Annotated in this window: 21 protein-coding genes; 9 read left to right on the top strand and 12 right to left on the bottom strand. The window is 68.3% G+C overall.

The window, feature by feature from the left end; translation table 11 throughout:
* Positions 1-24 precede the first annotated feature (24 nt).
* Positions 25-747 (top strand): 1-(5-phosphoribosyl)-5-[(5-phosphoribosylamino)methylideneamino]imidazole-4-carboxamide isomerase, encoded by a 723-nt coding sequence (gene hisA / locus AC1HC7_RS13150; protein ID WP_479496304.1) that lies wholly within the window; start codon positions 25-27, stop codon positions 745-747.
* A 40-nt stretch (positions 748-787) separates the two neighbouring features.
* On the opposite strand, the gene AC1HC7_RS13145 is transcribed toward hisA, so the two are convergent.
* The gene (locus AC1HC7_RS13145) at positions 788-1,255 is read right to left on the bottom strand and encodes a DUF302 domain-containing protein (RefSeq protein WP_479496303.1); all 468 of its coding nucleotides are present in this window, start codon (positions 1,253-1,255) and stop codon (positions 788-790) included.
* 175 nt (positions 1,256-1,430) lie between these two features.
* The gene (locus AC1HC7_RS13140) at positions 1,431-1,637 is read right to left on the bottom strand and encodes a cold-shock protein (RefSeq protein WP_479496302.1); all 207 of its coding nucleotides are present in this window, start codon (positions 1,635-1,637) and stop codon (positions 1,431-1,433) included.
* Positions 1,638-2,014: 377 nt separating this feature from the next.
* Here AC1HC7_RS13140 and AC1HC7_RS13135 point away from each other — a divergent pair, with 377 nt between their 5' ends.
* Entirely contained in the window at positions 2,015-2,815 is an 801-nt protein-coding gene (locus AC1HC7_RS13135) for a TerC family protein (RefSeq protein ID WP_479496301.1), read from the top strand.
* A gap of 50 nt (positions 2,816-2,865) precedes the next feature.
* On the opposite strand, the gene AC1HC7_RS13130 is transcribed toward AC1HC7_RS13135, so the two are convergent.
* Positions 2,866-3,747, bottom strand: coding sequence for an amino acid ABC transporter substrate-binding protein (locus AC1HC7_RS13130; RefSeq protein WP_479499093.1), 882 nt, complete (start codon positions 3,745-3,747; stop codon positions 2,866-2,868).
* A gap of 238 nt (positions 3,748-3,985) precedes the next feature.
* On the opposite strand from AC1HC7_RS13130, the gene gatB reads away from it, so the two are divergent.
* Entirely contained in the window at positions 3,986-5,500 is a 1,515-nt protein-coding gene (gene gatB / locus AC1HC7_RS13125) for an Asp-tRNA(Asn)/Glu-tRNA(Gln) amidotransferase subunit GatB (protein WP_479496299.1), read from the top strand.
* A 95-nt stretch (positions 5,501-5,595) separates the two neighbouring features.
* Complete coding sequence (locus AC1HC7_RS13120) at positions 5,596-6,045, top strand: hypothetical protein (protein WP_479496298.1); 450 nt, start codon at positions 5,596-5,598, stop codon at positions 6,043-6,045.
* 68 nt (positions 6,046-6,113) lie between these two features.
* On the opposite strand, the gene AC1HC7_RS13115 is transcribed toward AC1HC7_RS13120, so the two are convergent.
* On the bottom strand, positions 6,114-6,299 hold the full coding sequence (locus tag AC1HC7_RS13115; RefSeq protein ID WP_479496297.1) for a hypothetical protein: 186 nt from the start codon (positions 6,297-6,299) through the stop codon (positions 6,114-6,116).
* Entirely contained in the window at positions 6,296-6,601 is a 306-nt protein-coding gene (locus tag AC1HC7_RS13110; protein ID WP_479496296.1) for a BolA family protein, read from the bottom strand. The genes AC1HC7_RS13115 and AC1HC7_RS13110 overlap by 4 nt, the downstream gene beginning before the upstream one ends.
* Positions 6,602-6,800: 199 nt before the next feature.
* On the opposite strand from AC1HC7_RS13110, the gene AC1HC7_RS13105 reads away from it, so the two are divergent.
* A complete protein-coding gene (locus tag AC1HC7_RS13105; protein WP_479496295.1) occupies positions 6,801-7,478 on the top strand; it encodes a DnaJ domain-containing protein in 678 nt (225 codons plus the stop codon).
* A 30-nt stretch (positions 7,479-7,508) separates the two neighbouring features.
* On the opposite strand, the gene AC1HC7_RS13100 is transcribed toward AC1HC7_RS13105, so the two are convergent.
* A complete protein-coding gene (locus tag AC1HC7_RS13100; RefSeq protein ID WP_479496294.1) occupies positions 7,509-8,378 on the bottom strand; it encodes a thermonuclease family protein in 870 nt (289 codons plus the stop codon).
* Positions 8,379-8,600: 222 nt separating this feature from the next.
* On the opposite strand from AC1HC7_RS13100, the gene cobS reads away from it, so the two are divergent.
* Both cobS and cobT read left to right on the top strand, forming a co-directional pair.
* Complete coding sequence (gene cobS, locus AC1HC7_RS13095) at positions 8,601-9,587, top strand: cobaltochelatase subunit CobS (protein ID WP_479496293.1); 987 nt, start codon at positions 8,601-8,603, stop codon at positions 9,585-9,587.
* 2 nt (positions 9,588-9,589) lie between these two features.
* Entirely contained in the window at positions 9,590-11,497 is a 1,908-nt protein-coding gene (gene cobT, locus AC1HC7_RS13090; RefSeq protein ID WP_479496292.1) for a cobaltochelatase subunit CobT, read from the top strand.
* 48 nt (positions 11,498-11,545) lie between these two features.
* On the opposite strand, the gene AC1HC7_RS13085 is transcribed toward cobT, so the two are convergent.
* Entirely contained in the window at positions 11,546-11,857 is a 312-nt protein-coding gene (locus tag AC1HC7_RS13085) for a hypothetical protein (RefSeq protein WP_479496291.1), read from the bottom strand.
* A 199-nt stretch (positions 11,858-12,056) separates the two neighbouring features.
* Between AC1HC7_RS13085 and AC1HC7_RS13080 the strand changes: the two genes are divergently transcribed.
* Positions 12,057-12,653 (top strand): LysE family translocator, encoded by a 597-nt coding sequence (locus AC1HC7_RS13080; protein ID WP_479499092.1) that lies wholly within the window; start codon positions 12,057-12,059, stop codon positions 12,651-12,653.
* A gap of 79 nt (positions 12,654-12,732) precedes the next feature.
* On the opposite strand, the gene AC1HC7_RS13075 is transcribed toward AC1HC7_RS13080, so the two are convergent.
* From AC1HC7_RS13075 to AC1HC7_RS13055, 5 genes are all read right to left on the bottom strand, one after another.
* Positions 12,733-13,662, bottom strand: a complete 930-nt coding sequence (locus AC1HC7_RS13075) for an electron transfer flavoprotein subunit alpha/FixB family protein (protein WP_479496289.1) — start codon at positions 13,660-13,662, stop codon at positions 12,733-12,735.
* Positions 13,662-14,423: an electron transfer flavoprotein subunit beta/FixA family protein gene (locus AC1HC7_RS13070; RefSeq protein ID WP_479499091.1), complete on the bottom strand. Its 762-nt coding sequence runs from the start codon at positions 14,421-14,423 to the stop codon at positions 13,662-13,664. Before AC1HC7_RS13070 ends, AC1HC7_RS13075 begins: the two co-directional genes overlap by 1 nt.
* Positions 14,424-14,631: 208 nt before the next feature.
* Positions 14,632-15,204: a cob(I)yrinic acid a,c-diamide adenosyltransferase gene (locus AC1HC7_RS13065; RefSeq protein WP_479496287.1), complete on the bottom strand. Its 573-nt coding sequence runs from the start codon at positions 15,202-15,204 to the stop codon at positions 14,632-14,634.
* Positions 15,205-15,244: 40 nt separating this feature from the next.
* Positions 15,245-15,448 carry a twin transmembrane helix small protein gene (locus AC1HC7_RS13060; RefSeq protein WP_479496286.1) on the bottom strand — a complete coding sequence of 68 codons (204 nt, stop codon included), beginning with the start codon at positions 15,446-15,448 and terminating at the stop codon, positions 15,245-15,247.
* A gap of 74 nt (positions 15,449-15,522) precedes the next feature.
* Entirely contained in the window at positions 15,523-16,371 is an 849-nt protein-coding gene (locus AC1HC7_RS13055; RefSeq protein WP_479496285.1) for an SDR family NAD(P)-dependent oxidoreductase, read from the bottom strand.
* A gap of 175 nt (positions 16,372-16,546) precedes the next feature.
* On the opposite strand from AC1HC7_RS13055, the gene parC reads away from it, so the two are divergent.
* A complete protein-coding gene (gene parC / locus AC1HC7_RS13050) occupies positions 16,547-18,853 on the top strand; it encodes a DNA topoisomerase IV subunit A (protein WP_479496284.1) in 2,307 nt (768 codons plus the stop codon).
* The last annotated feature ends 44 nt before the right edge of the window (positions 18,854-18,897 follow it).

Raw genomic sequence — 18,897 nt, 5'->3', positions numbered from 1 at the left:
CGCGTCAAATCAGGGAGCCGCGCGATGATCCTCTACCCCGCCATCGACCTCAAGGACGGCCAGTGCGTGCGGCTCTACAAGGGCGAAATGGCGCGGGCGACGGTGTTCAGCGACGACCCGGCGGCGCAGGCCAAGGCGTTCGAGGACTCGGGCTGCGCCTGGCTGCATCTGGTGGACCTGAACGGCGCCTTCGCCGGCGCGCCGGTCAACGCCGCGCCGGTCGAGGCGATACTCGCGCGCTGCGCCATTCCCGCGCAGCTCGGCGGCGGCATCCGCGACATGGCCACCGTCGAACGCTGGCTCGGCAAGGGGCTGGCGCGGGTGATTCTCGGCACCGTCGCGGCGCGCGACCCGGATCTGGTGCGCGAGGCCGCCAAGGCGTTTCCCGGACAGGTCGCCGTGGGCATCGACGCGCGGGGCGGCATGGTGGCGGTGCAGGGCTGGGCCGAGACCACCGACATCGCCGCGCTCGACCTGGCGCGCCGTTTCGAGGATTCAGGCGTCGCCGCCATCATCTACACCGACATCGATCGCGACGGCGCCATGCAGGGGCCCAATGTCGCCGCAACGGCGGCGCTGGCCAACGCGGTGCGCATCCCGGTGATCGCCTCGGGCGGGGTGTCGTCGATGGCGGATCTGCGGGCGCTCAAGGACTGCGGGGCGCCGCTCGACGGGGCCATATCCGGGCGCGCGATCTATGACGGCCGCCTCGACATCGCCGAGGCGGTCGCCATGCTCGCGGCCTGAGCCCCGCCCCCTTGCGCCCTGCCCCTTCGCGCCCTGGCCTTCAGCCGCCAGCCGCGACGCCGGTGAGCTTGGCCAGCGCGCCGCGCATCTTCTTGATCGACGGATGATCGGCGGACAGCCCGAAATCCTCGGCCATCTCGGCGGGGTCCTCGTAGGTCAGCCAGACCTTGCCGGATTCGTCCTCATAGGTCAGCACCCGCAGCGGCACCGCCAACCCGATGGTCTGGGACTCATGCATCGCCGGCGCGCCGATCCTGGGGTTGCCCAACACCACCAGCGTGGTCGGGCGCAGCGCCACGCCGATATCCTCGGCCCCCGCCGCGTGATCCACCACCACGAACACCGTCGCCCCGGCCTTTTCCACCGCCGCCGTCAGGCGCGCCACGGTCACGTCCACCGAGGCGTCGCTGGCCACGCGCACCAGATCCTCGCCGCCAAGCGCCGGCGCGGCGAAGGTCGTTGCGATCACCGCCGCCGATGCGGCGCGCTTCAAGATGCTCATGCTCATGGCGTATCCTCATGTCCCGCGGCGCGGGGCGCGCCGGTTCATTCCGCATTGCTGACGCAAAACGCGCCCCCGAGGGGCGCGCTGGCACTGTCTGCCGCCTCTGCGCTCGGCGAAAGGCGATCCATTGCCGCAGGGATCGCGCAACGGGCGATCACGCGCAACGGCCGGCGTCCGATCAGTCGATGACAAGGTCTCCGGCGCTCATGCGGCCGTCCCGCCCCGGCACCATTTCATATTCAAGGGTCTGCCCGTCGCTGAGGCTTTGCAGCCCCGCCGCCTGCACGGCGGTGATATGCACGAACACGTCCTTGCCGCCGTCATCGGGTTGAATGAACCCAAAGCCCTTTTCCGAATTGAACCATTTGACCGTCCCCTTGGCCATTGTCGCTCTCCATCAAAATCCGCCGCCTCGCGGAATTGCCGCGGCTCAGTCTGCAGTCATCAAGAAATTCAGAAGACTGCGAGGCACAAGAACATGCGGCAGCTCAGGATTCCGTCGGTCTGCACCATCCTTCATACCGCAATGTCCGCAGGAAATCAAAACCATGTCCTTCTATTTCATTAATATTTACCATCAATTCAAAATTTATTAATCAACCGTTTCAAGTGAAAGCGTCGCGGAATGCGGCGACGCGACGCGCGCCGCCGCTTGCCTGCCCGCGCGCGGACGGGCATTGTCCGCCGACGCGACCGCGCCCGGGCGACACCCCCGGCGGCGCGGCGCGCAAAGACGCCGGACAGACAGATGGGGAGCGCGACATGGCGGAACTGTTCACCTTCGAGAACATCGGCAATCTGGGGGTTCTGATCTTCCTTCAGGCGGTGCTCGGATTCGACAATCTGCTCTATATCTCCATCGAATCGCGGCGCGCGCCGGTGGATCAGCAGCAGAGCGTGCGCCGCTGGGGCATCCTGATCGCGGTGGCGCTGCGCATCGTGCTGCTGTTCGTGATGATCCAGCTGCTGGAGGGGCTCACCGATCCGTTCTTTTCCATCAGCCTGCCGGGAATTCTGGAAGGCGAGTTCAACTTCGCCACCCTGGTGTTCCTGTTCGGCGGCGTCTTCATCATGTACACGGCGGTGAAGGAAATCAGCCATCTGCTGTCCATGGACCAGCTCGACCACAAGCCCGACGAGGCCGGCGGCGCCAAATCCGCCGCGCATGTGGTGATGCTGATCGTCTTCATGAACCTGATCTTCAGCTTCGATTCGATCCTGTCGGCGGTGGCCATCACCGAGGTGTTCGCGGTGCTGGCCATCGCCATCCTGGTGTCGGGCGTCGCCATGCTTGCCCTGGCGGATCGGGTGACCGAATTCATCCGCCGCAACCGCAAATACGAGGTCCTGGGCCTGTTCATCCTGATGATCGTCGGCATCGTGCTGCTGGGCGAAGGCGGGCATCAGGCGCAGCTGCGGATCTTCGGCTATCTGGTGGAGCCGCTGTCCAAGACCACCTTCTACTTCGCCATCTTCGTGCTGGTGGTGGTGGACGTGCTGCAATCGAACTATCAGAAACGGCTCGACGCCGAACGCGCCAACGAACAGATCCGCTTCGACTGATCTCCTGCCGTCCCGGGGGGTGGGGGCGCCCCCAACCCCGGACCGGGACGTCAATCGGGCAGCGCGACCACGCCATAGACAGCTTCGGTCAGTTCGGACAGGTTGATCCGCCCCAGCGACACGCGGATGAAATCGTAGATCTTGCCGCTGCGGTAGATGTCGCTCAGCCCCTTGTCGACCAGCAGCCGCAGTTCGGATTCGCCCCGCCCCATGGCCAGCGCGTAGGGTTCGAAGGAATACTGCTTGGGCGAGATCACCAGCGGCACCACCGGCTGCAGCCGGCCAAGCTGGTAGTACAGGATCGACTGATCGCCGAAATAGGCCTCGATCTCGCCGCGCTGCAGGGCTTTCAGCCCCTCGACATGGCTGTCATAGGCGATGATCCGCGACGTGGCGCCCTGCTTGTCCAGCAGGGTCATGGCCACCTTTTCCGTGGTGGTGCCGCCGAGCACGCCCACGGGCTCGCTGGACAGGGCCCTGAGGCTTTCCGCCCCGCCGCGGCGGAACACCATGCCGGCGCCGTCGATGAAATAGGGGATCGAAAAATCCATGCTGCGCCGCCGGTTCACGGTCTGCGTGGTCGGGCCGCAATGCAGGTCGACGCTCTTGTCTTCAATGGCCGCAAAGCGCGAGCGCGAACTCTGCTGGCGCCAGATCTTTCGAATCTCCGGCAGGCCCAGTTCGGCGCCGATCCGGTTCGCCAGCTCGTCGCAGAGCAGCACCGCCAGCCCGGCCGGGGCGTCGTTTTCGTCGCGATAGGAAAACGGCGGCGCGTCGCGGCGGTAGCCGAGCTGGATCGCACCGGTTTCGCGGATCCGGGCGACGGCGTCCCGGACCTCGGCCAAGGCAGGGCCCGGCGGCGCGACGACGGCGAGCAACGCGGCCAACCCCGTCAATGCCCGGATCGACGCCCGGATTGATCGATCGGTCATGACGCACTCCCTGATCCATCGCAACAGGGCCATAGTGCAAAGGCCGGCGCGTCAATGCAACGCAAACCGGAACGCCGGCCGCAAACCCCGGCCCCGGGCCGCCCCCCTGGCGCGACCGGAAAATCAGTGGCGCCGGCGGTCTGGAAATCGCCCGCGACGCGCGGTATGTGAAGCCAAAGCCGGGACGCGCCCGACGCGCGCATCCGCGCCGGGCGGCGTTGGCGACAGGAGACAAGACATGGCCCAGCTCGAATACCGCGAACCCCAGGCGCGCACCCTGTCGGGCGTCACCGGCGACTGGGAGATCGTCATCGGCATGGAGATCCACGCCCAGGTGCGCTCGAACGCCAAGCTGTTCTCCGGCGCCTCCACCGAATTCGGGGCCGAGCCCAACACCCATGTCAGCCTCGTCGACGCGGCCATGCCCGGCATGCTCCCGGTGATCAACGAGAAATGCGTCGAACAGGCGATCCGTTCGGGGCTGGGGCTGAAGGCGGCGATCAACCTGCGCTCGGTGTTCGACCGGAAAAACTATTTTTATCCGGACCTGCCGCAGGGCTACCAGATCAGCCAGTTCAAGCACCCCATCGTCGGCGAGGGCGAGGTGCTGGTGGACATCGCGCCCGGGGTGGCGCGCAGGGTCCGCGTCGAGCGCATCCATCTGGAACAGGACGCCGGCAAGTCGATCCACGATCTCGACCCGGCGCTGTCCTTCGTCGATCTCAACCGCACCGGCGTGGCGCTGATGGAAATCGTGTCCCGCCCCGACATCCGCTCAGCCGAGGAAGCCGCGGAATACGTTCGCAAGATCCGCCAGATCCTGCGCTATCTGGGGACCTGCGACGGCAACATGCAGGAAGGGTCCCTGCGCGCCGACGTGAACGTGTCGGTCTGCCGCCCCGGCGATTACGAACGTTTTCGCGAGGCCGATGATTTCAGCGTGCTCGGCACCCGCTGCGAAATCAAGAACATGAATTCCATGCGCTTCATCCAGCAGGCCATCGAATACGAGGCCCGCCGCCAGATCGCCATCATCGAGGATGGCGGCAAGGTGGACCAGGAAACCCGCCTCTACGATCCGGGCAAGGGCGAGACCCGCTCCATGCGCTCCAAGGAAGAGGCCCATGACTACCGCTATTTCCCCGATCCCGACCTGCTGCCGCTGACCTTCGATCAGGCCTGGGTGGACGAGATCGCCGCCACGCTGCCCGAACTGCCCGACGAGAAGAAGGCGCGGTTCGTGACCGATTTCGGGGTTACCGAATACGACGCCGGGGTGCTGACCGCCGACGTGGCCAACGCGCGGTTCTTCGAATCGGTGGCCGACGGGCGCGACGGCAAGCAGGCGGCCAACTGGGTGATCAACGAATTGTTCGGGCGGCTCAACAAGCAGGGCCTCGCGGTCGAGAAATCGCCGGTTTCCGCCGCGCAGCTCGGCGGGATCATCGACCTGATCGCCAGGGGCGACATTTCCGGCAAGATCGGCAAGCAGCTGTTCGAGATCGTCTGGTCCGAAGGCGGCGATCCGGCGGACATCGTCGAATCGCGCGGCATGCGGCAGGTGACCGACACCGCCGCCATCGCCGCCGCGGTGGACGAGGTGCTCGCCGCCAATCCCGAAAAGGCCGAACAGGCCAGGGCCAAGCCGTCCATGGCCGGCTGGTTCGTCGGCCAGGTGATGAAGGCCTCGCGCGGCAAGGCCAATCCGCAGGCGGTGCAGAAACTGGTGCGCGAGAAGCTTGGCATCGAATAGGCGCCGCCCGGAGTTTTCGCCCCCGGCGCCTCGACCGCGCCGCGATCAGCGGTTAAATTCACGCCAGACCGGGACCGCGCCGCAGGGAAGCAGAAATGACCAGATACGAATACAAGACCGTCGCCGCCCCCCAACGCGCCAAGCGCTTCAAGGGCGTGCGCGGCAAGGCGGACAGCTTCGCGCGCACCGTCGAGGACCTGCTCGCCGCCGAGGCGGTGGACGGCTGGGAATACTACCGCGCCGAAAACCTGCCCTGTCAGGAAAGGACCGGCCTGTTCCGCCGGGTGGAGGACGTGTTCCACAGCTTTCTGGTGTTTCGCCGGGAAATCCAGCAGGTCCCGTCGCAATTGACGCCGCAGATCGCGGCGCGGCTGGCGCAGAATGCGCCGCCCCAGCAAACCCCGCGCCCGACGCCCGCGCCGCGGGATTCGGCGCCGCTGGCGCAGCGCGCCGGGGCGGAGCCCTTCGCCCTGCGCGCCGACATGCAGATCGACCCCGCCGCGCCCGAGGGATCGCCGCACCGGCTCGGCCCCGCGACGTCCTGAGCGCCGCGGCGACGGTGACCGGGGCGGCGGCGGGGACGGCGCCGGGGCGGCGCTGTCGGGGCCGCGGTTCAGTCGTCGTCGTCCTCGCCGTCGGGAATCGCCGCGCTGACGAGGGCGCCGGTGGCGTCCACGGTGACGCCCACCACCGTGGATCCGACGCTCACCGCCGTGCCCACCGCCGCCCCGGTCACCGCCGCCACGGCGCAGCCGCTCAGCAGCGCCAGCGCCGCGATCAGGCCCAGCGGCGCGGTCACGCCGCCGTGCCCGACACGTCAAGCGACAGGGCGTGCACCCGGTCCCGCATCTCGGCCGCGACCGCCTTGTAGATCAGCCGCTGGCTGGCGACCCGGCTCAGCCCGTTGAAGGCGGCGGCGCGGATGCGCAGGTGAAAATGGGTCTCGCCGCCCTCGCGATAGCCGCCATGGCCGCGATGACGCTCGGACTGGTCCTCGATCTCCAGCGCCTCGGGGGCGAAGGCCTCGGTCAGGCTGGCGCGCAATCGGGCGGCGATGGGTTTCTCGTCCGGGTTTTCGGCGCTTGCGTTGGATGCGGTCATGTGGTCTCCGTTCTGGCTTGCGTCACGCGGGCGGCGCGGCATCGCGCCCCGCTGAGGTGACTTGGCGTTTACGCCCCATGGGATACAGTCGTCGTCCCCGGATTCGCGCGCCATCGACCGGCGCGCCGGACAAGCGGCCCGGGCCGCCAACCACGCCATGCGCGCCGAGCCGCGTCATGGGTCAATGCAGGAGCCTCGCTTGCCGCCGCGTTCGCCTCTTGATTACGACGTTTCCGTCACCGCCGACAAGCGCAGACGCACGCGCCGGCGCGGCATGTCCGGCGCCGTGGACGGCGGCGCGCGCAGCTGCGCCCATGCGGGCTGCGCGGCCAAGGCCCAGTATCGCGCGCCGCGCGCCCCGGACACGCTGGACGAGTTCCTGTGGTTCTGTCTCGACCATGTGCGCGAATACAACAAGTCGTGGAATTTCTTCGCCGATCACACCGCCGACGAGATGGAACGCCAGATCAAGGCCGACATGACCTGGGACCGCCCCACCTGGCGTTTCGGCGACCAGCCGCAAAAGCCCCAGGGCGCGGAGCCCCATGCCGAGGGTCAGGCCTGGAAACGCTTCGGCTTCGCCGACCCCATGGAGGTGCTGGGCGAAAACGCCACCATCAACCCCGGCAAGACCGGCGCCGGGCCGGATCCCCGCCCCCGGCGCAAGCGCAACCTGCCCCATTCCGAGCGCCGGGCGCTTGCCATCCTCGGCGTGGCGGATCACCAGACGAAAACCGAAATTCGCAAAATTTACAAGGGACTGGTGAAGGATCTTCACCCGGACATGAATGACGGGCGCCGCGATGAAGAAGACCGCCTGCGCGAGGTGCTCTGGGCCTGGGAGCAGATCAAGGACAGCCGCAGCTTTGCGAACTGATCTTTCGCGCGGCGCGGCGCCCGCGCCGGATCAGCCGTGCGGGGGGCGCCAGCCGGCGGACAGGGCCTCGGATTCCGAACAGAACCAGCGTTCGCCGCGCGCCGTGCTGATGCGGGTCCTGGCATAGGCGCGCGACCCCGGCACATGGTAGATCCTGCCGTTTTTCGAAATATTGCCCTTGATGACGCAGCCCGCGTCGGGCGCGTTGCGTAAAGCGGTCGGGGCGCCGCGCCGCGCCGCCACCCGTTGCGCCGAGCGGTGTTCCCACGGCGGCGTGAAGCCGCCCGCCCACATGCCGGCCCCGGCCGCGCGGGCCGCATCCTCGGCGTCGCCGTAGCGCGCCGAATACCGCCGATAGGCCAGCGCCCAGCCCTGCCCGATCATCCAGGCGCCCAGATCCACGCCGTCGCCATCCCCGTCGCCGACGCGACAGATGGCGAGCAGCCGTCCATAGCGGTCGCTGGCCTCGCCCGCGCAAACCACGCGCCGGCCGCGCAGGAACCCGTCAAGCGCCGCGCGCGCCCGGTCGCCGCAGGCATAGGCGCGCCCGGCGGCGTCGGTGCAGTTCTGGTCGGTTTCGGGGGCGTCGATGGCCTCGAGGCGGATTTTCCGGCCCGCGACCTCCAGCGTGTCGCCGTCGATCACCCGCGCGCGCCCCGCCGCGTCCGGCACGCCCGACGCGATCGGCGCATCAGGCGGGGTGATGAATTTGGGTCGATCCGCGGGCGTGACGAAGCCGGGCGCGCCCGAAAGCCCGCCCCGATCGCCAAATCCCAGACCGCCAGCCCCCCGGCCGCCGAATCCCGGATCCAGGCGATCGATCGCCGACCAGCCCAGCCCCGCCGCGGCCAGCGAAAAGCCGACCGCCGCGCCGATGCGCAGGCGCATGCCGCCGCTCATGACCGTTCCCCCCCTGTGCCCGCACCCATTATGGGCGCCGTCGCGTCACGCGACAAGGGGCCGCGCGCGCGCGCCCTCGCCCTTGCGCCAGCACGCCATATGTTCCAAAAGATCAGTTCAGCGCGCAGACGCTCTCGGCGGACGGTTTTGGTCCCGCCGCCGTTCGCCCTCCGGACGGTTCCCTTGCGAGACACGGCGCGATCTTAGGAAAGACGAAACATCATGGCGGACGGCGCGTTGCTGGAGACGATGGAACCCTCGGTCGACATTTCGGTGCGCGAGGCGTTCGGCATCGACATGGACATGACGGTCAAGGGCTTCGCCGAGCCCACGGACCGGGTGCCGGTGTTCGACCCCACCTATCGTTTCGACCGGGACACCACGCTGGCGATCCTCGCGGGATTCGCCCATAACCGCCGGGTGATGATCCAGGGCTATCACGGCACCGGCAAGTCCACCCATATCGAACAGGTCGCCTGCCGGCTCAACTGGCCCTGCGTGCGGGTCAATCTCGACAGCCATATCAGCCGCATCGACCTGATCGGCAAGGACGCGATCAAGATCCGCGACGGCGTGCAGGTCACCGAATTCCACGAGGGCATCCTGCCCTGGGCGCTGCGCAATCCGGTCGCCATCGTGTTCGACGAATACGACGCCGGGCGCCCGGACGTGATGTTCGTGATCCAGCGGGTGCTGGAGACCGACGGCAAGCTCACGCTGCTGGATCAGAACGTGGTGATCCACCCGCACCCGTTCTTCCGGCTGTTCTCCACCTCCAACACCGTGGGGCTCGGGGACACCACCGGGCTCTATCACGGCACCCAGCAGATCAATCAGGGCCAGATGGACCGCTGGTCCATGGTCGTGACGCTCAACTACCTCAGCCATGACGCCGAGGCCGAGATCGTGCTGGCCAAGAACGCCGACTACCAGACCCCCGAGGGCCAGACCACCATCGGGCGCATGGTCACGGTGGCCGACCTCACGCGCTCCGCCTTCATGAACGGCGACCTGTCCACCGTGATGTCGCCGCGCACGGTGCTGGCCTGGGCCGAGAACGCGCGGATCTTCAACAATGTCGGGTTCGCGTTCCGGCTCACCTTCCTCAACAAGTGCGACGAACTGGAACGCCAGACCGTGGCCGAATTCTACCAGCGCTGCTTTGGCGAGGAACTGCCGGAAAGCGCCGCCTCCGTCAGCCTCGGCTGAACATGGCCGCCCCGCAGTCAAACCGGTCCGCCGGGCCAGGCGGCCAGGACAACCCCGCCGAACCGTTCAAGAAGGCGCTGGCCGAGACGACCCGCGCCATGGCCAACGAGCCCGAGCTGTCGGTGGCGTTTTCCATCGACCCGCCGGGCTTGAGCGGCGACGCGGTGCGCCTGCCCCAGGTGTCGCGCCGCATGACCCGCGACGAGGTGATGCTGGCCCGCGGCGCCTCGGACGCCTACGCGCTGCGCCTGCGCTTTCATGACGACGCCACCCATGCCCGCTACCTGCCGCAGGGGGAAATGGCGCGCGACATTTTCGAAAGCATGGAACTGGCCCGCTGCGAATCCATCGGCGCCCGCGCCATGCCCGGGGTCGCCGACAATCTTGACGCCCGCCTCGCCGACGAGGCGAAACGCAAGGGCTATGCCGGGATCACCGAGGCGAGCGACGCGCCGCTGGCCGAGGCCGCCGGGCTGATGATCCGCGAACTGGCCGCCGGGCGCCCCCTGCCCCCGGGCTGCGACAACGTGCTGGACCTGTGGCGCGGCTTTCTGGACAGCCGTTCGGGCGAACATATCGGCGACGCCGAGGCGGCGCTCGACGACCAGACCGCGTTCGCCCGGCTGGCGCGTCAGGTGATCGCCGATCTCGGCTATGGCGAACAGCTGGGCGACGATCCTGACGACCCCGAGAACAGCGACGAGGACCAGCAGGAGGGCGAGGACGACCAGCAGCAGGACGGCGAGCAGGGCGGCGAGGAGGACCAGCAGCAGGATCAGGACTCCGCCGCCGACGAGGACTCCTCGGAGGAGCGGGAATCGTCATCCGCCGAAACCTCCATGGAGGAGAGCGAGGACTCGGACATGGCCGACGCGGCCCAGGCCGAGGACGGCGAACCGCCGGCCCAGCCCCAGCCGCCCGAGCCCCATTCCGAGGCCGACCCGGATTACAAGGCCTTCACCACCGCCTTCGACGAGGCCGTCGACGCCGAAGATCTGGCCGAACCCGAGGAACTGGAACGCCTGCGCGCCTATCTCGACCAGCAGCTCGAACCCCTGAAGGGCATGGTCGGGCGGCTCGCCAACAAGCTGCAGCGCCGGCTGCAGGCGCAGCAGAACCGATCCTGGGACTTCGACAAGGAAGAAGGCGTGCTCGACGCCGCCCGCCTCGCCCGCGTGGTCGCCAATCCGACCACGCCGCTGAGCTTCAAGGTGGAGAAGGAGGCGAAGTTCCGCGACACCGTGGTCTGCCTGCTGATCGACAATTCAGGGTCGATGCGCGGGCGCCCGATCTCCATCGCCGCGATCTCCGCCGACATCCTGGCGCGCACGCTGGAACGCTGCCAGGTGAAGGTCGAGGTGCTGGGCTTCACCACCCGCGCCTGGAAGGGCGGGCAGTCGCGCGAGGCCTGGCTGCAGGCCGGACGCCCGGCCAATCCGGGGCGGCTCAACGACCTGCGCCACATCATCTACAAAAGCGCCGATGCGCCCTGGCGGCGCGCGCGGGCCAATCTCGGACTGATGATGAAAGAAGGTCTGCTGAAGGAAAACATCGACGGCGAGGCGCTGGAATGGGCCGCGCGCCGCCTGACCGCGCGCCCCGAGCAGCGCAAGATCATGATGGTGATCTCGGACGGCGCGCCGGTGGATGATTCGACCCTGTCGGTGAACCCGTCGAACTATCTGGAAAAACACCTGCGCGACGTGATCGCCATGATCGAGCGGCGACGCCAGCCGGAATTGCTGGCCATCGGCATCGGCCATGACGTGACCCGCTATTACGACCGCGCGGTGACCATCACCGATGTGGAGCAGCTGGCCGGCGCCATGACCGAACAGCTCGCGGCGCTGTTCGACGCCGACCCCATGGCCGCCAGTCGCGCCCGACGCCGGGGGCGGCGGCGCGCCTGAGGCGCCAAGACTTGCCTTTTGCGCAGGGCGGATCCCGGTCGGTCGGGCTCAGATGCGGCTGGCGCGCTTGTTGGCGGCGCGGATTTTCAGCAGCCCCTTCAGCGCCAGCACCGCCACGCCGAGGCCGATCAGCGCCGGCGCCGCCGGCCAGTCGAGCGCCGGGGCGATGGTTTCCCAGGCCTCGGGCGAGACCCGGTTCTCCAGCCCCGATTGCAGGCCGATGAGGCTGGTCTTGTGGATCTCGAACCAGAACTTGCCGATCGGCGAGAAGGCGAAGCCGCCCTCGCCCTGACCGTAATAGTCGAGCGCGGCGGCGGTCAGGCCCGTGCCGATGAAAAACAGTCCCAGTATGCGCAGCATCGCGTTCGCCTTCCCTTGTTTGGCGACAATGTCGGTTCTCGACCATGATTTGACCAGTGGCCGTCACGCAATCGTGCGCCCGCCCTGAGGCGATGCGCCGCGCCGAAAAAACCGCCGCGCCTCCGGGCGCAAGATCCGGGTGGATGCCCCCGCGCCGGCAATGCAATGACTGGCGGTCCCTGACCGATCGAGAAACATCATGAACCAGTCCGTCATCGCCCTCATCGCGTTCCTGTTTCCGCTGGCCTACAGCCCCGGCCCCGGCAACATGTTCTTCGCCGCGAATGGCGCGCGCTTCGGTTTCCGCGCGACGCTGCGCGCCAATCTCGGCTATCACGCGGCCACATGGCTGGCCGCGGCCGGCATCGGCCTGGGTTTCGCCGCGGCGCGGGGCGCCTTCCCCGCGGGTTTCACGGCGCTGCGGTTGGCGGGGTCGGTCTATGTGCTCTGGATCGCCTGGAAGATGTTCCGCGCCGGCGCCTTGACGAACGCCGCCGACGCCCGTCCGGCCGGGTTTCTGGACGGGGCGATCCTGCTGGCGCTCAACCCGAAAGCTTACATGATCATCGCCCTGATGTTCACCCAGTTCCCGGGGCCGGCGGCGCATGGCCAGGCGGGCGCCGTGCTGATGATCGCCTCGGTGTTCACCCTCAACAACATGGCGGCTTTTTCGGTCTGGACGCTGGCGGGCGATCGCATCGCCGCGCGGCTCCGGACACCCGAAAGCGCCCGAAAACTCAACATGCTGTTCAGCGGCGTTCTGGCGCTGGTCGCGCTCTGGATGCTCGCCGCCTGACGCCAAAGCGCCGCCCCGCCGAACTTGGCGGGGCGGCGCAAGACGACAAGCCGGCGGCGCGCGCCGGATTCCGCGAAAGTCAGTCCAGAGCCTTTTCCAGCGCCGGCACCGCCTCGAACAGATCCGCGACCAGGCCGTAATCGGCGACCTGGAAGATCGGCGCGTCCTCGTCCTTGTTGATGGCGACGATGACCTTTGAATCCTTCATCCCCGCCAGGTGCTGGATCGCGCCGGAAATCCCCACCGCGATGTAAAGATCGGGGGCCACGACCTTGCCGGTCTGACCCACCTGCCAGTCATTGGGCGCATAGCCCGAATCCACCGCCGCGCGCGAGGCGCCGACCGCCGCGCCGAGCTTGTCGGCGACCCGCTCGATGATGGCGAAGTTTTCCGCCGACCCCATGCCGCGCCCGCCGGAGATCACGATCTTCGCCGAGGTCAGTTCGGGGCGGTCGCTGGCCTGCACCTTGTCCTCGACCCATTCGGACAGGCCGGGATCGGCGACCGGGGTCAGGGTTTCGATGGGCGCGGACCCGCCCTCGCCCGCCGCGTCGAAGGTGGCGGTGCGCACGCTCAGCACCTTGGTCGCGTCGGAGGATTTCACCACCTGCAGCGCATTGCCCGCGTAGATCGGGCGTTCGAATTCGTCGACGCCCTTCACCCCGGTCACGTCGGTGATCACCATCACGTCGAGCAGCGCCGCGACCCGGGGCAGGATGTTCTTGGCCGACACCGTCGCCGGGGCGACGATGTGCTGGTAATCCCCGGCGATGGAGACGATCAGATCGGCGATCGGCTCGGCCAGCCCGTTGCCATAGGCGGGATCGTCGGCGCAGAGCACCTTCGCCGCGCCGTCGAGCTTCGCGGCCCCCGCCGCGGCGTCGGCGCAGCCCGCGCCGGCGACCAGCACCGTGACATCGCCCAGCGATTTCGCGGCGCTCAGCGCCTTGCCGGTCTGATCGACCGACAATTCGCCGCCGAAGGTTTCGGCGAGAAGAAGAACGGCCATCAGATCACCCCCGCTTCGTTTTTCAGTCTGGACACCAGTTCGTCCACATCCGCGACCATCACCCCGGCGGCGCGGGCCGGCGGCTCGGTCGTGGACAGCACCGTCAGGCGCGGCGTCACGTCGACGCCGTAATCGGCGGCGGTCTTCATGTCCATTGGCTTGCGCTTGGCCTTCATGATGTTGGGCAGGGACGCGTAGCGCGGTTCGTTGAGCCGCAGATCCACCGACACGATCGCCGGCAGCCTGACCTTGATGGTCTGCAAGCCGCCATCCACTTCGCGGGTCACCACCGCGGCGCCGTCCTCGATGGTCAGCTCCGAGGCGTAGGTCGCCTGCGACCAGCCCAGCAGCGCCGCCCGCATCTGGCCGGTGGCGTTCATGTCGTTGTCGATCGCCTGCTTGCCGGCGAGCACCAGCTGGGGCTGCTCCTCGTCGACCACCGCCTTCAGCAGCTTGGCGACGGCCAGCGGCTCGATATCCGTGGTCACGTCCTCGGCGGCCTCGATCAGGATGGCGCGATCGGCGCCCATGGCCAGCGCCGTGCGCAGGGTTTCCTGCGCCTGCTTCACGCCGATGGACACCGCGACGATTTCCGAGGCCACGCCCTTTTCGCGCAGGCGCAGGGCCTCCTCGACGGCGATCTCGTCAAACGGGTTCATCGACATCTTGACATTGGCGAGATCGACCCCCGTTCCGTCCGCTTTCACGCGAACTTTCACGTTGTAGTCGATCACGCGCTTGACAGGCACCAGCACCTTCATCTCGGCGTATCTCCTCGTTGCGCGCGGCAGTCGCGCCGCGCAGGAAAATTTCCCCTCCGACTTACAGCGGCCCGCGCGCGGGGACGAGGGGAAAAGCGACGCAAGGCGACGGAATCGGGGGTTTTGACTGCGGGTTTTTTATTGACGTTAACGTTAACGTAAGTCAAGGGGGGACGGCGCGGCGGCGCGATCGGCCAAGCCGCCGGGATCAACGATTGGCGCCGGGAACCCAGAGCACGTCGGCGGCGCCGTTGTCGTTGGCGACCCGGGAGGCGACGAAAAACCAGTCGCTGAGCCTGTTGAGATAGCGGATCGCCGCCTCGTTGACCGGTTCCGCCGCCGCCAGCGCCACCGCCAGCCGTTCGGCGCGCCGGGTCACCGTGCGGCACAGATGCAGATGCGCCGCCAGCGGCGCGCCGCCGGGCAGCACGAAGCTGCGCAGCGGCGTCAGATGGGCGTTCATGGCGTCGATCTCGGTCTCCAGCCGCGTCACCTGGCTGTCGATCATGCGCAGCGGCGGGAAATCCGATTCGGCGTCCTTGGCCATGTCCGGACGGCAGAGATCGGCGCCCAGATCGAACAGGTCGTTCTGGATGCGCGCCAGCGCCGCGCTCATGTCGCCCGCGGCATGCAGGCGCGCCAGCCCCACCGCGGCGTTGGCCTCGTCGACGCTGCCGTAGGATTCAACCCGCGCGGCGTGCTTGTCCACGCGCGACCCGTCGCCCAACGCGGTCTGACCCGCGTCGCCCGAGCGGGTGTAGATCTTGTTGAGCACGACCATGTCGCGATCTCCTCGCCTAGCCTCTGAATCCCGGGGCGGCTCAGCCGCCCTGACGCGCCACGTAGACCGTCAGCAGGATCAGCGCCACCGCGATCGCCTGCATGATGATGCGCAGGCGCATGATCTTGTTGGCGTGCTTGCGGTTGAAATCGCCGCCGCGCGCGAAACTGCCGACGCCAAAGAGCAGCACCGCCAGAACCGCCAGGCAGGCGAAGAGAGTGATGATGAGCAGTATTTTCGACATGCACGGACAAATAGCGCGCCTGACCGGCCATGACCAGCGTCAAGGCGTTTTTCAGGGGCATTGCGGCGCCCGGTTCAGATCCGCGCGAGAATCGCGTCGAGCCAGCGCGAGGGCAGCGCCCGCTTCAGCCCGGCGGCGATCCAGGTGGCGCGGGTGACGAAATAGCGCGGCGCCGGGCGCGGCGCGTCCAGGGCGCGGATCAACTGGCGGGTGTTGGCCGCCGGCTGCAATTCGAACGCATCGGGTTTTCGCGCGGCGGGGGCGTAGAGCCGGGGCAGGACCTCGCTGCGGTAGCTTTCGGCGCGGGGCGAGGCGCGCCAGTCGATCCAGCGTTCGAACGGCGCCTGCGAATTCTCGCGGATCTTCGTGCGCACCGGTCCCGGTTCCAGCAGGATCACGTGGATGCCGGTTCCGCGCATCTCCAGCCGCAGGCAGTCGGTCAGGCCCTCCAGGGCGAATTTGCTCGCCACATAGGCGCCGCGATAGCGCGCCGCCGTCAGCCCCAGCACCGAGGAGCAGTTGACGATGCGCCCATGGCCCTGCGCGCGCATCGCCGGGATCACGCGACGCGTGAGGTCATGCACGCCGAAAACATTGGTCTCGAAGGTCTCGCGCAGGGCCGCCCGGGGCAGGTCCTCGGCCGCGCCGGGCAGCGCGAAGGCGCCGTTGTTGTAAAGCGCGTCCAGCCGGCCGTCGCAGCGGGACAGGGCCTCGGCCGCCCCGGTCGCGACGCTGGCCTCGTCGGCGTAGTCGATCGGGAAACTCTCCAGCCCCTCGTCGCGCAGGGCGGCGCAGTCGGCCGCCTTGCGGCAGGTGGCGAAGACCCGCCAGCCGCGCGCCCGCAGGCCGCGCGCCGCGTCCCGCCCCAGCCCTGACGAACAGCCGGTGATCAGGATCGCGCGGCGCCGGTTTTTCGGGGTCATGACATGGGCTTTCACGCGAGGGCGACGGGACGGCGGTCGTCCCCCGGGTTATGCCGCGCCGCGCGCGGCGCGTGAAGCCCCGCCCTGCGCGATTATCGCCGCCCGCGACTGGACCCTCCCGGTTGCGGCGGCTATCACCGGGATCGGCAAAGGCAGCAAGAAGCGGGACGCGCCAATGAACGATGCGGGCGAGAACGATCAGGGCGGCGCGATCACGGCGGAGCCGCTGCGTCGGGCGTTGGGCGAGCGCTATCTGCAATACGCGCTGTCCACGATCATGCACCGCGCCCTGCCCGATGCGCGCGACGGGCTGAAGCCGGTGCATCGGCGGCTGCTGTGGGCCATGCGGCTGCTGAAGCTGGACCCGCCCCAGGGGTTCAAGAAATCCGCCCGCGTGGTCGGCGACGTGATGGGCAAGTACCACCCCCATGGCGATCAGGCGATCTACGACGCGCTGGTGCGGCTGGCGCAGGAATTTTCGGTGCGCTACCCGCTGATCGACGGGCAGGGCAATTTCGGCAATATCGACGGCGACAACGCCGCCGCCATGCGCTACACGGAATCGCGGCTGACCGCGGTTTCGACCGTGATGATGCAGGGGCTCGACGAGAACGCCGTCGATTTCCGCGCCACCTATGACGAGGCCGACGAGGAGCCGGCGGTGCTGCCCGCGGCGTTCCCGAACCTGCTCGCCAACGGATCGAGCGGCATCGCCGTGGGCATGGCGACCTCGATCCCGCCCCACAACGTCGGCGAGGTGATCGACGCGGCGCTGCATCTGATCAAGGCGCCCGGGGCCTCGGCCGAAACGCTGGTGCAATACGTGCCGGGCCCGGATTTCCCCACCGGCGGGGTGCTGGTGGAACCGCGCGAAAGCATCGTCGCCGCCTATCGCACGGGGCGCGGGTCGTTCCGGCTGCGCGCCAAGTGGGAGGTCGAGGATCTGGGGCGCGGCCAGTGGCAGATCCTGGTCACGGAAATCCCCTATCAGGTGCAGAAATCCAAGCTGATCGAGAAGATCGCCGATCTGGTCAACGCCCGGCGCGTGCCGATCCTTGGCGACGTGCGCGACGAAAGCGCCGAGGACATCCGCCTGGTGCTGGAGCCGCGTTCGCGCAACGTCGATCCGGCGGTGCTGATGGAGACGCTGTTCCGGCTCACCGATCTGGAGACCAGGTTTCCGCTCAACATGAACGTGCTGATCGACGGGCGGGTGCCCAGGGTCTGTTCGCTGCCCGAGGTGCTGCGCGCCTTTCTCGATCATCGCCGCGAGGTGCTGGAGCGGCGCTCGCGCCACCGGCTGGAAAAGATCGACCGGCGGCTGGAGGTGCTGGAAGGCTATCTGACGGCGTTCCTCAACCTCGACCGGGTGATCGCCATCATCCGCTACGAGGACGAGCCGAAAGCGGTGATGATGGCCGAATTCGAATTGAGCGACGTGCAGGCCGAGGCGATCCTGAACATGCGCCTGCGCTCCCTGCGCAAGCTGGAGGAGATCGAGCTGCGGGCCGAACGCGACGCGCTGACGCTGGAGCGCGCCGGGCTCGAAGACCTTCTGGGCAGCGAGACGGCGCAATGGGCGCGCATCGCCGAACAACTGCGCGAAACCAGGAAACAGTTCGGGGCGCCGCGGGCGTTTCGCGGCCTGACCTTCGTCGATGATCTGGCGGCGCTGAAGAAGACGCATGGCGAGGAGTATCCGCTGGGCGCGCGGCGCACCGGCTTCGCCGACGCGCCCGACATCGAGGAGGTGCCGCTGGAGGCGATGATCGAGCGCGAGCCGATCACCGTGGTTTGTTCCCAGAACGGCTGGATCCGGGCGATGAAGGGGCATATCGCGCTGGACTCGGAGCTGAAGTTCAAGGATGGCGACGGGCCGCGTTTCGTGTTCCACGCCGAGACCACGGACCGCATCCTGTTGTTCGCCTCCAACGGGCGGTTCTACACGCTGGCGGCCTCGGGGCTGCCCGGCGGGCGGGGCATGGGCGAACCGGTGCGACTGATGGTGGATCTGCCCAATGACGAGGCGATGGTGGACCTGTTCGCGTTGCGCCCCGGCGGCAAGCGGCTGCTGGCCTCCTCGGCCGGGGACGGGTTCGTGGTGGCGGAAGCGGATGTTGCGGCGCAGACCCGCAGCGGCAAGCAGGCGTTGAACCTGCGCGGCGCGGCCAAGGCCAGGGTCTGCCGCGCGGTGACCGGGGACCATGTGGCGGTGGTGGGCGACAACCGCAAGGTGCTGGTGTTCGCGCTGTCGGAGCTGCCGGAGATGGCCCGCGGCAAGGGCGTGCGGCTGCAGAAATACAAGGATGGCGGGCTGAGCGACGCGATCGCCTTCGCGATCGACGACGGGCTGCAATGGAAGGAGCGCGGCGGGCGCACCCGCACGGTGCTGCGCCCGGAGCTTGACGAATACATCGCCAGGCGCGCCGCGGCGGGGCGGATGGCGCCGCGGGGGTTCCCGAGGGACAACCGGTTCACCTGAGGGCCGCGTCCATCAAACGGAGCGCGGGCGGGCCCGCGCGGGAG

This window comes from Oceanicella sp. (genome assembly GCF_056449545.1).
The sequence above is the reverse complement of the archived record's forward strand: the minus strand, read 5'-3'. Positions and strand labels throughout refer to the sequence as shown.

Coding starts and splice junctions, on each gene's coding strand:
- hisA (WP_479496304.1), top strand. CDS start 25: ATGATCCTCTACCCCGCCATCGACCTCAAGGACGGCCAGTGCGTGCGG.
- AC1HC7_RS13145 (WP_479496303.1), bottom strand. CDS start 1,255: ATGAGCATGAGCATCTTGAAGCGCGCCGCATCGGCGGCGGTGATCGCA.
- AC1HC7_RS13140 (WP_479496302.1), bottom strand. CDS start 1,637: ATGGCCAAGGGGACGGTCAAATGGTTCAATTCGGAAAAGGGCTTTGGG.
- AC1HC7_RS13135 (WP_479496301.1), top strand. CDS start 2,015: ATGGCGGAACTGTTCACCTTCGAGAACATCGGCAATCTGGGGGTTCTG.
- AC1HC7_RS13130 (WP_479499093.1), bottom strand. CDS start 3,747: ATGACCGATCGATCAATCCGGGCGTCGATCCGGGCATTGACGGGGTTG.
- gatB (WP_479496299.1), top strand. CDS start 3,986: ATGGCCCAGCTCGAATACCGCGAACCCCAGGCGCGCACCCTGTCGGGC.
- AC1HC7_RS13120 (WP_479496298.1), top strand. CDS start 5,596: ATGACCAGATACGAATACAAGACCGTCGCCGCCCCCCAACGCGCCAAG.
- AC1HC7_RS13110 (WP_479496296.1), bottom strand. CDS start 6,601: ATGACCGCATCCAACGCAAGCGCCGAAAACCCGGACGAGAAACCCATC.
- AC1HC7_RS13100 (WP_479496294.1), bottom strand. CDS start 8,378: ATGAGCGGCGGCATGCGCCTGCGCATCGGCGCGGCGGTCGGCTTTTCG.
- cobS (WP_479496293.1), top strand. CDS start 8,601: ATGGCGGACGGCGCGTTGCTGGAGACGATGGAACCCTCGGTCGACATT.
- cobT (WP_479496292.1), top strand. CDS start 9,590: ATGGCCGCCCCGCAGTCAAACCGGTCCGCCGGGCCAGGCGGCCAGGAC.
- AC1HC7_RS13085 (WP_479496291.1), bottom strand. CDS start 11,857: ATGCTGCGCATACTGGGACTGTTTTTCATCGGCACGGGCCTGACCGCC.
- AC1HC7_RS13080 (WP_479499092.1), top strand. CDS start 12,057: ATGAACCAGTCCGTCATCGCCCTCATCGCGTTCCTGTTTCCGCTGGCC.
- AC1HC7_RS13075 (WP_479496289.1), bottom strand. CDS start 13,662: ATGGCCGTTCTTCTTCTCGCCGAAACCTTCGGCGGCGAATTGTCGGTC.
- AC1HC7_RS13070 (WP_479499091.1), bottom strand. CDS start 14,423: ATGAAGGTGCTGGTGCCTGTCAAGCGCGTGATCGACTACAACGTGAAA.
- AC1HC7_RS13065 (WP_479496287.1), bottom strand. CDS start 15,204: ATGGTCGTGCTCAACAAGATCTACACCCGCTCGGGCGACGCGGGTCAG.
- AC1HC7_RS13060 (WP_479496286.1), bottom strand. CDS start 15,448: ATGTCGAAAATACTGCTCATCATCACTCTCTTCGCCTGCCTGGCGGTT.
- AC1HC7_RS13055 (WP_479496285.1), bottom strand. CDS start 16,371: ATGACCCCGAAAAACCGGCGCCGCGCGATCCTGATCACCGGCTGTTCG.
- parC (WP_479496284.1), top strand. CDS start 16,547: ATGAACGATGCGGGCGAGAACGATCAGGGCGGCGCGATCACGGCGGAG.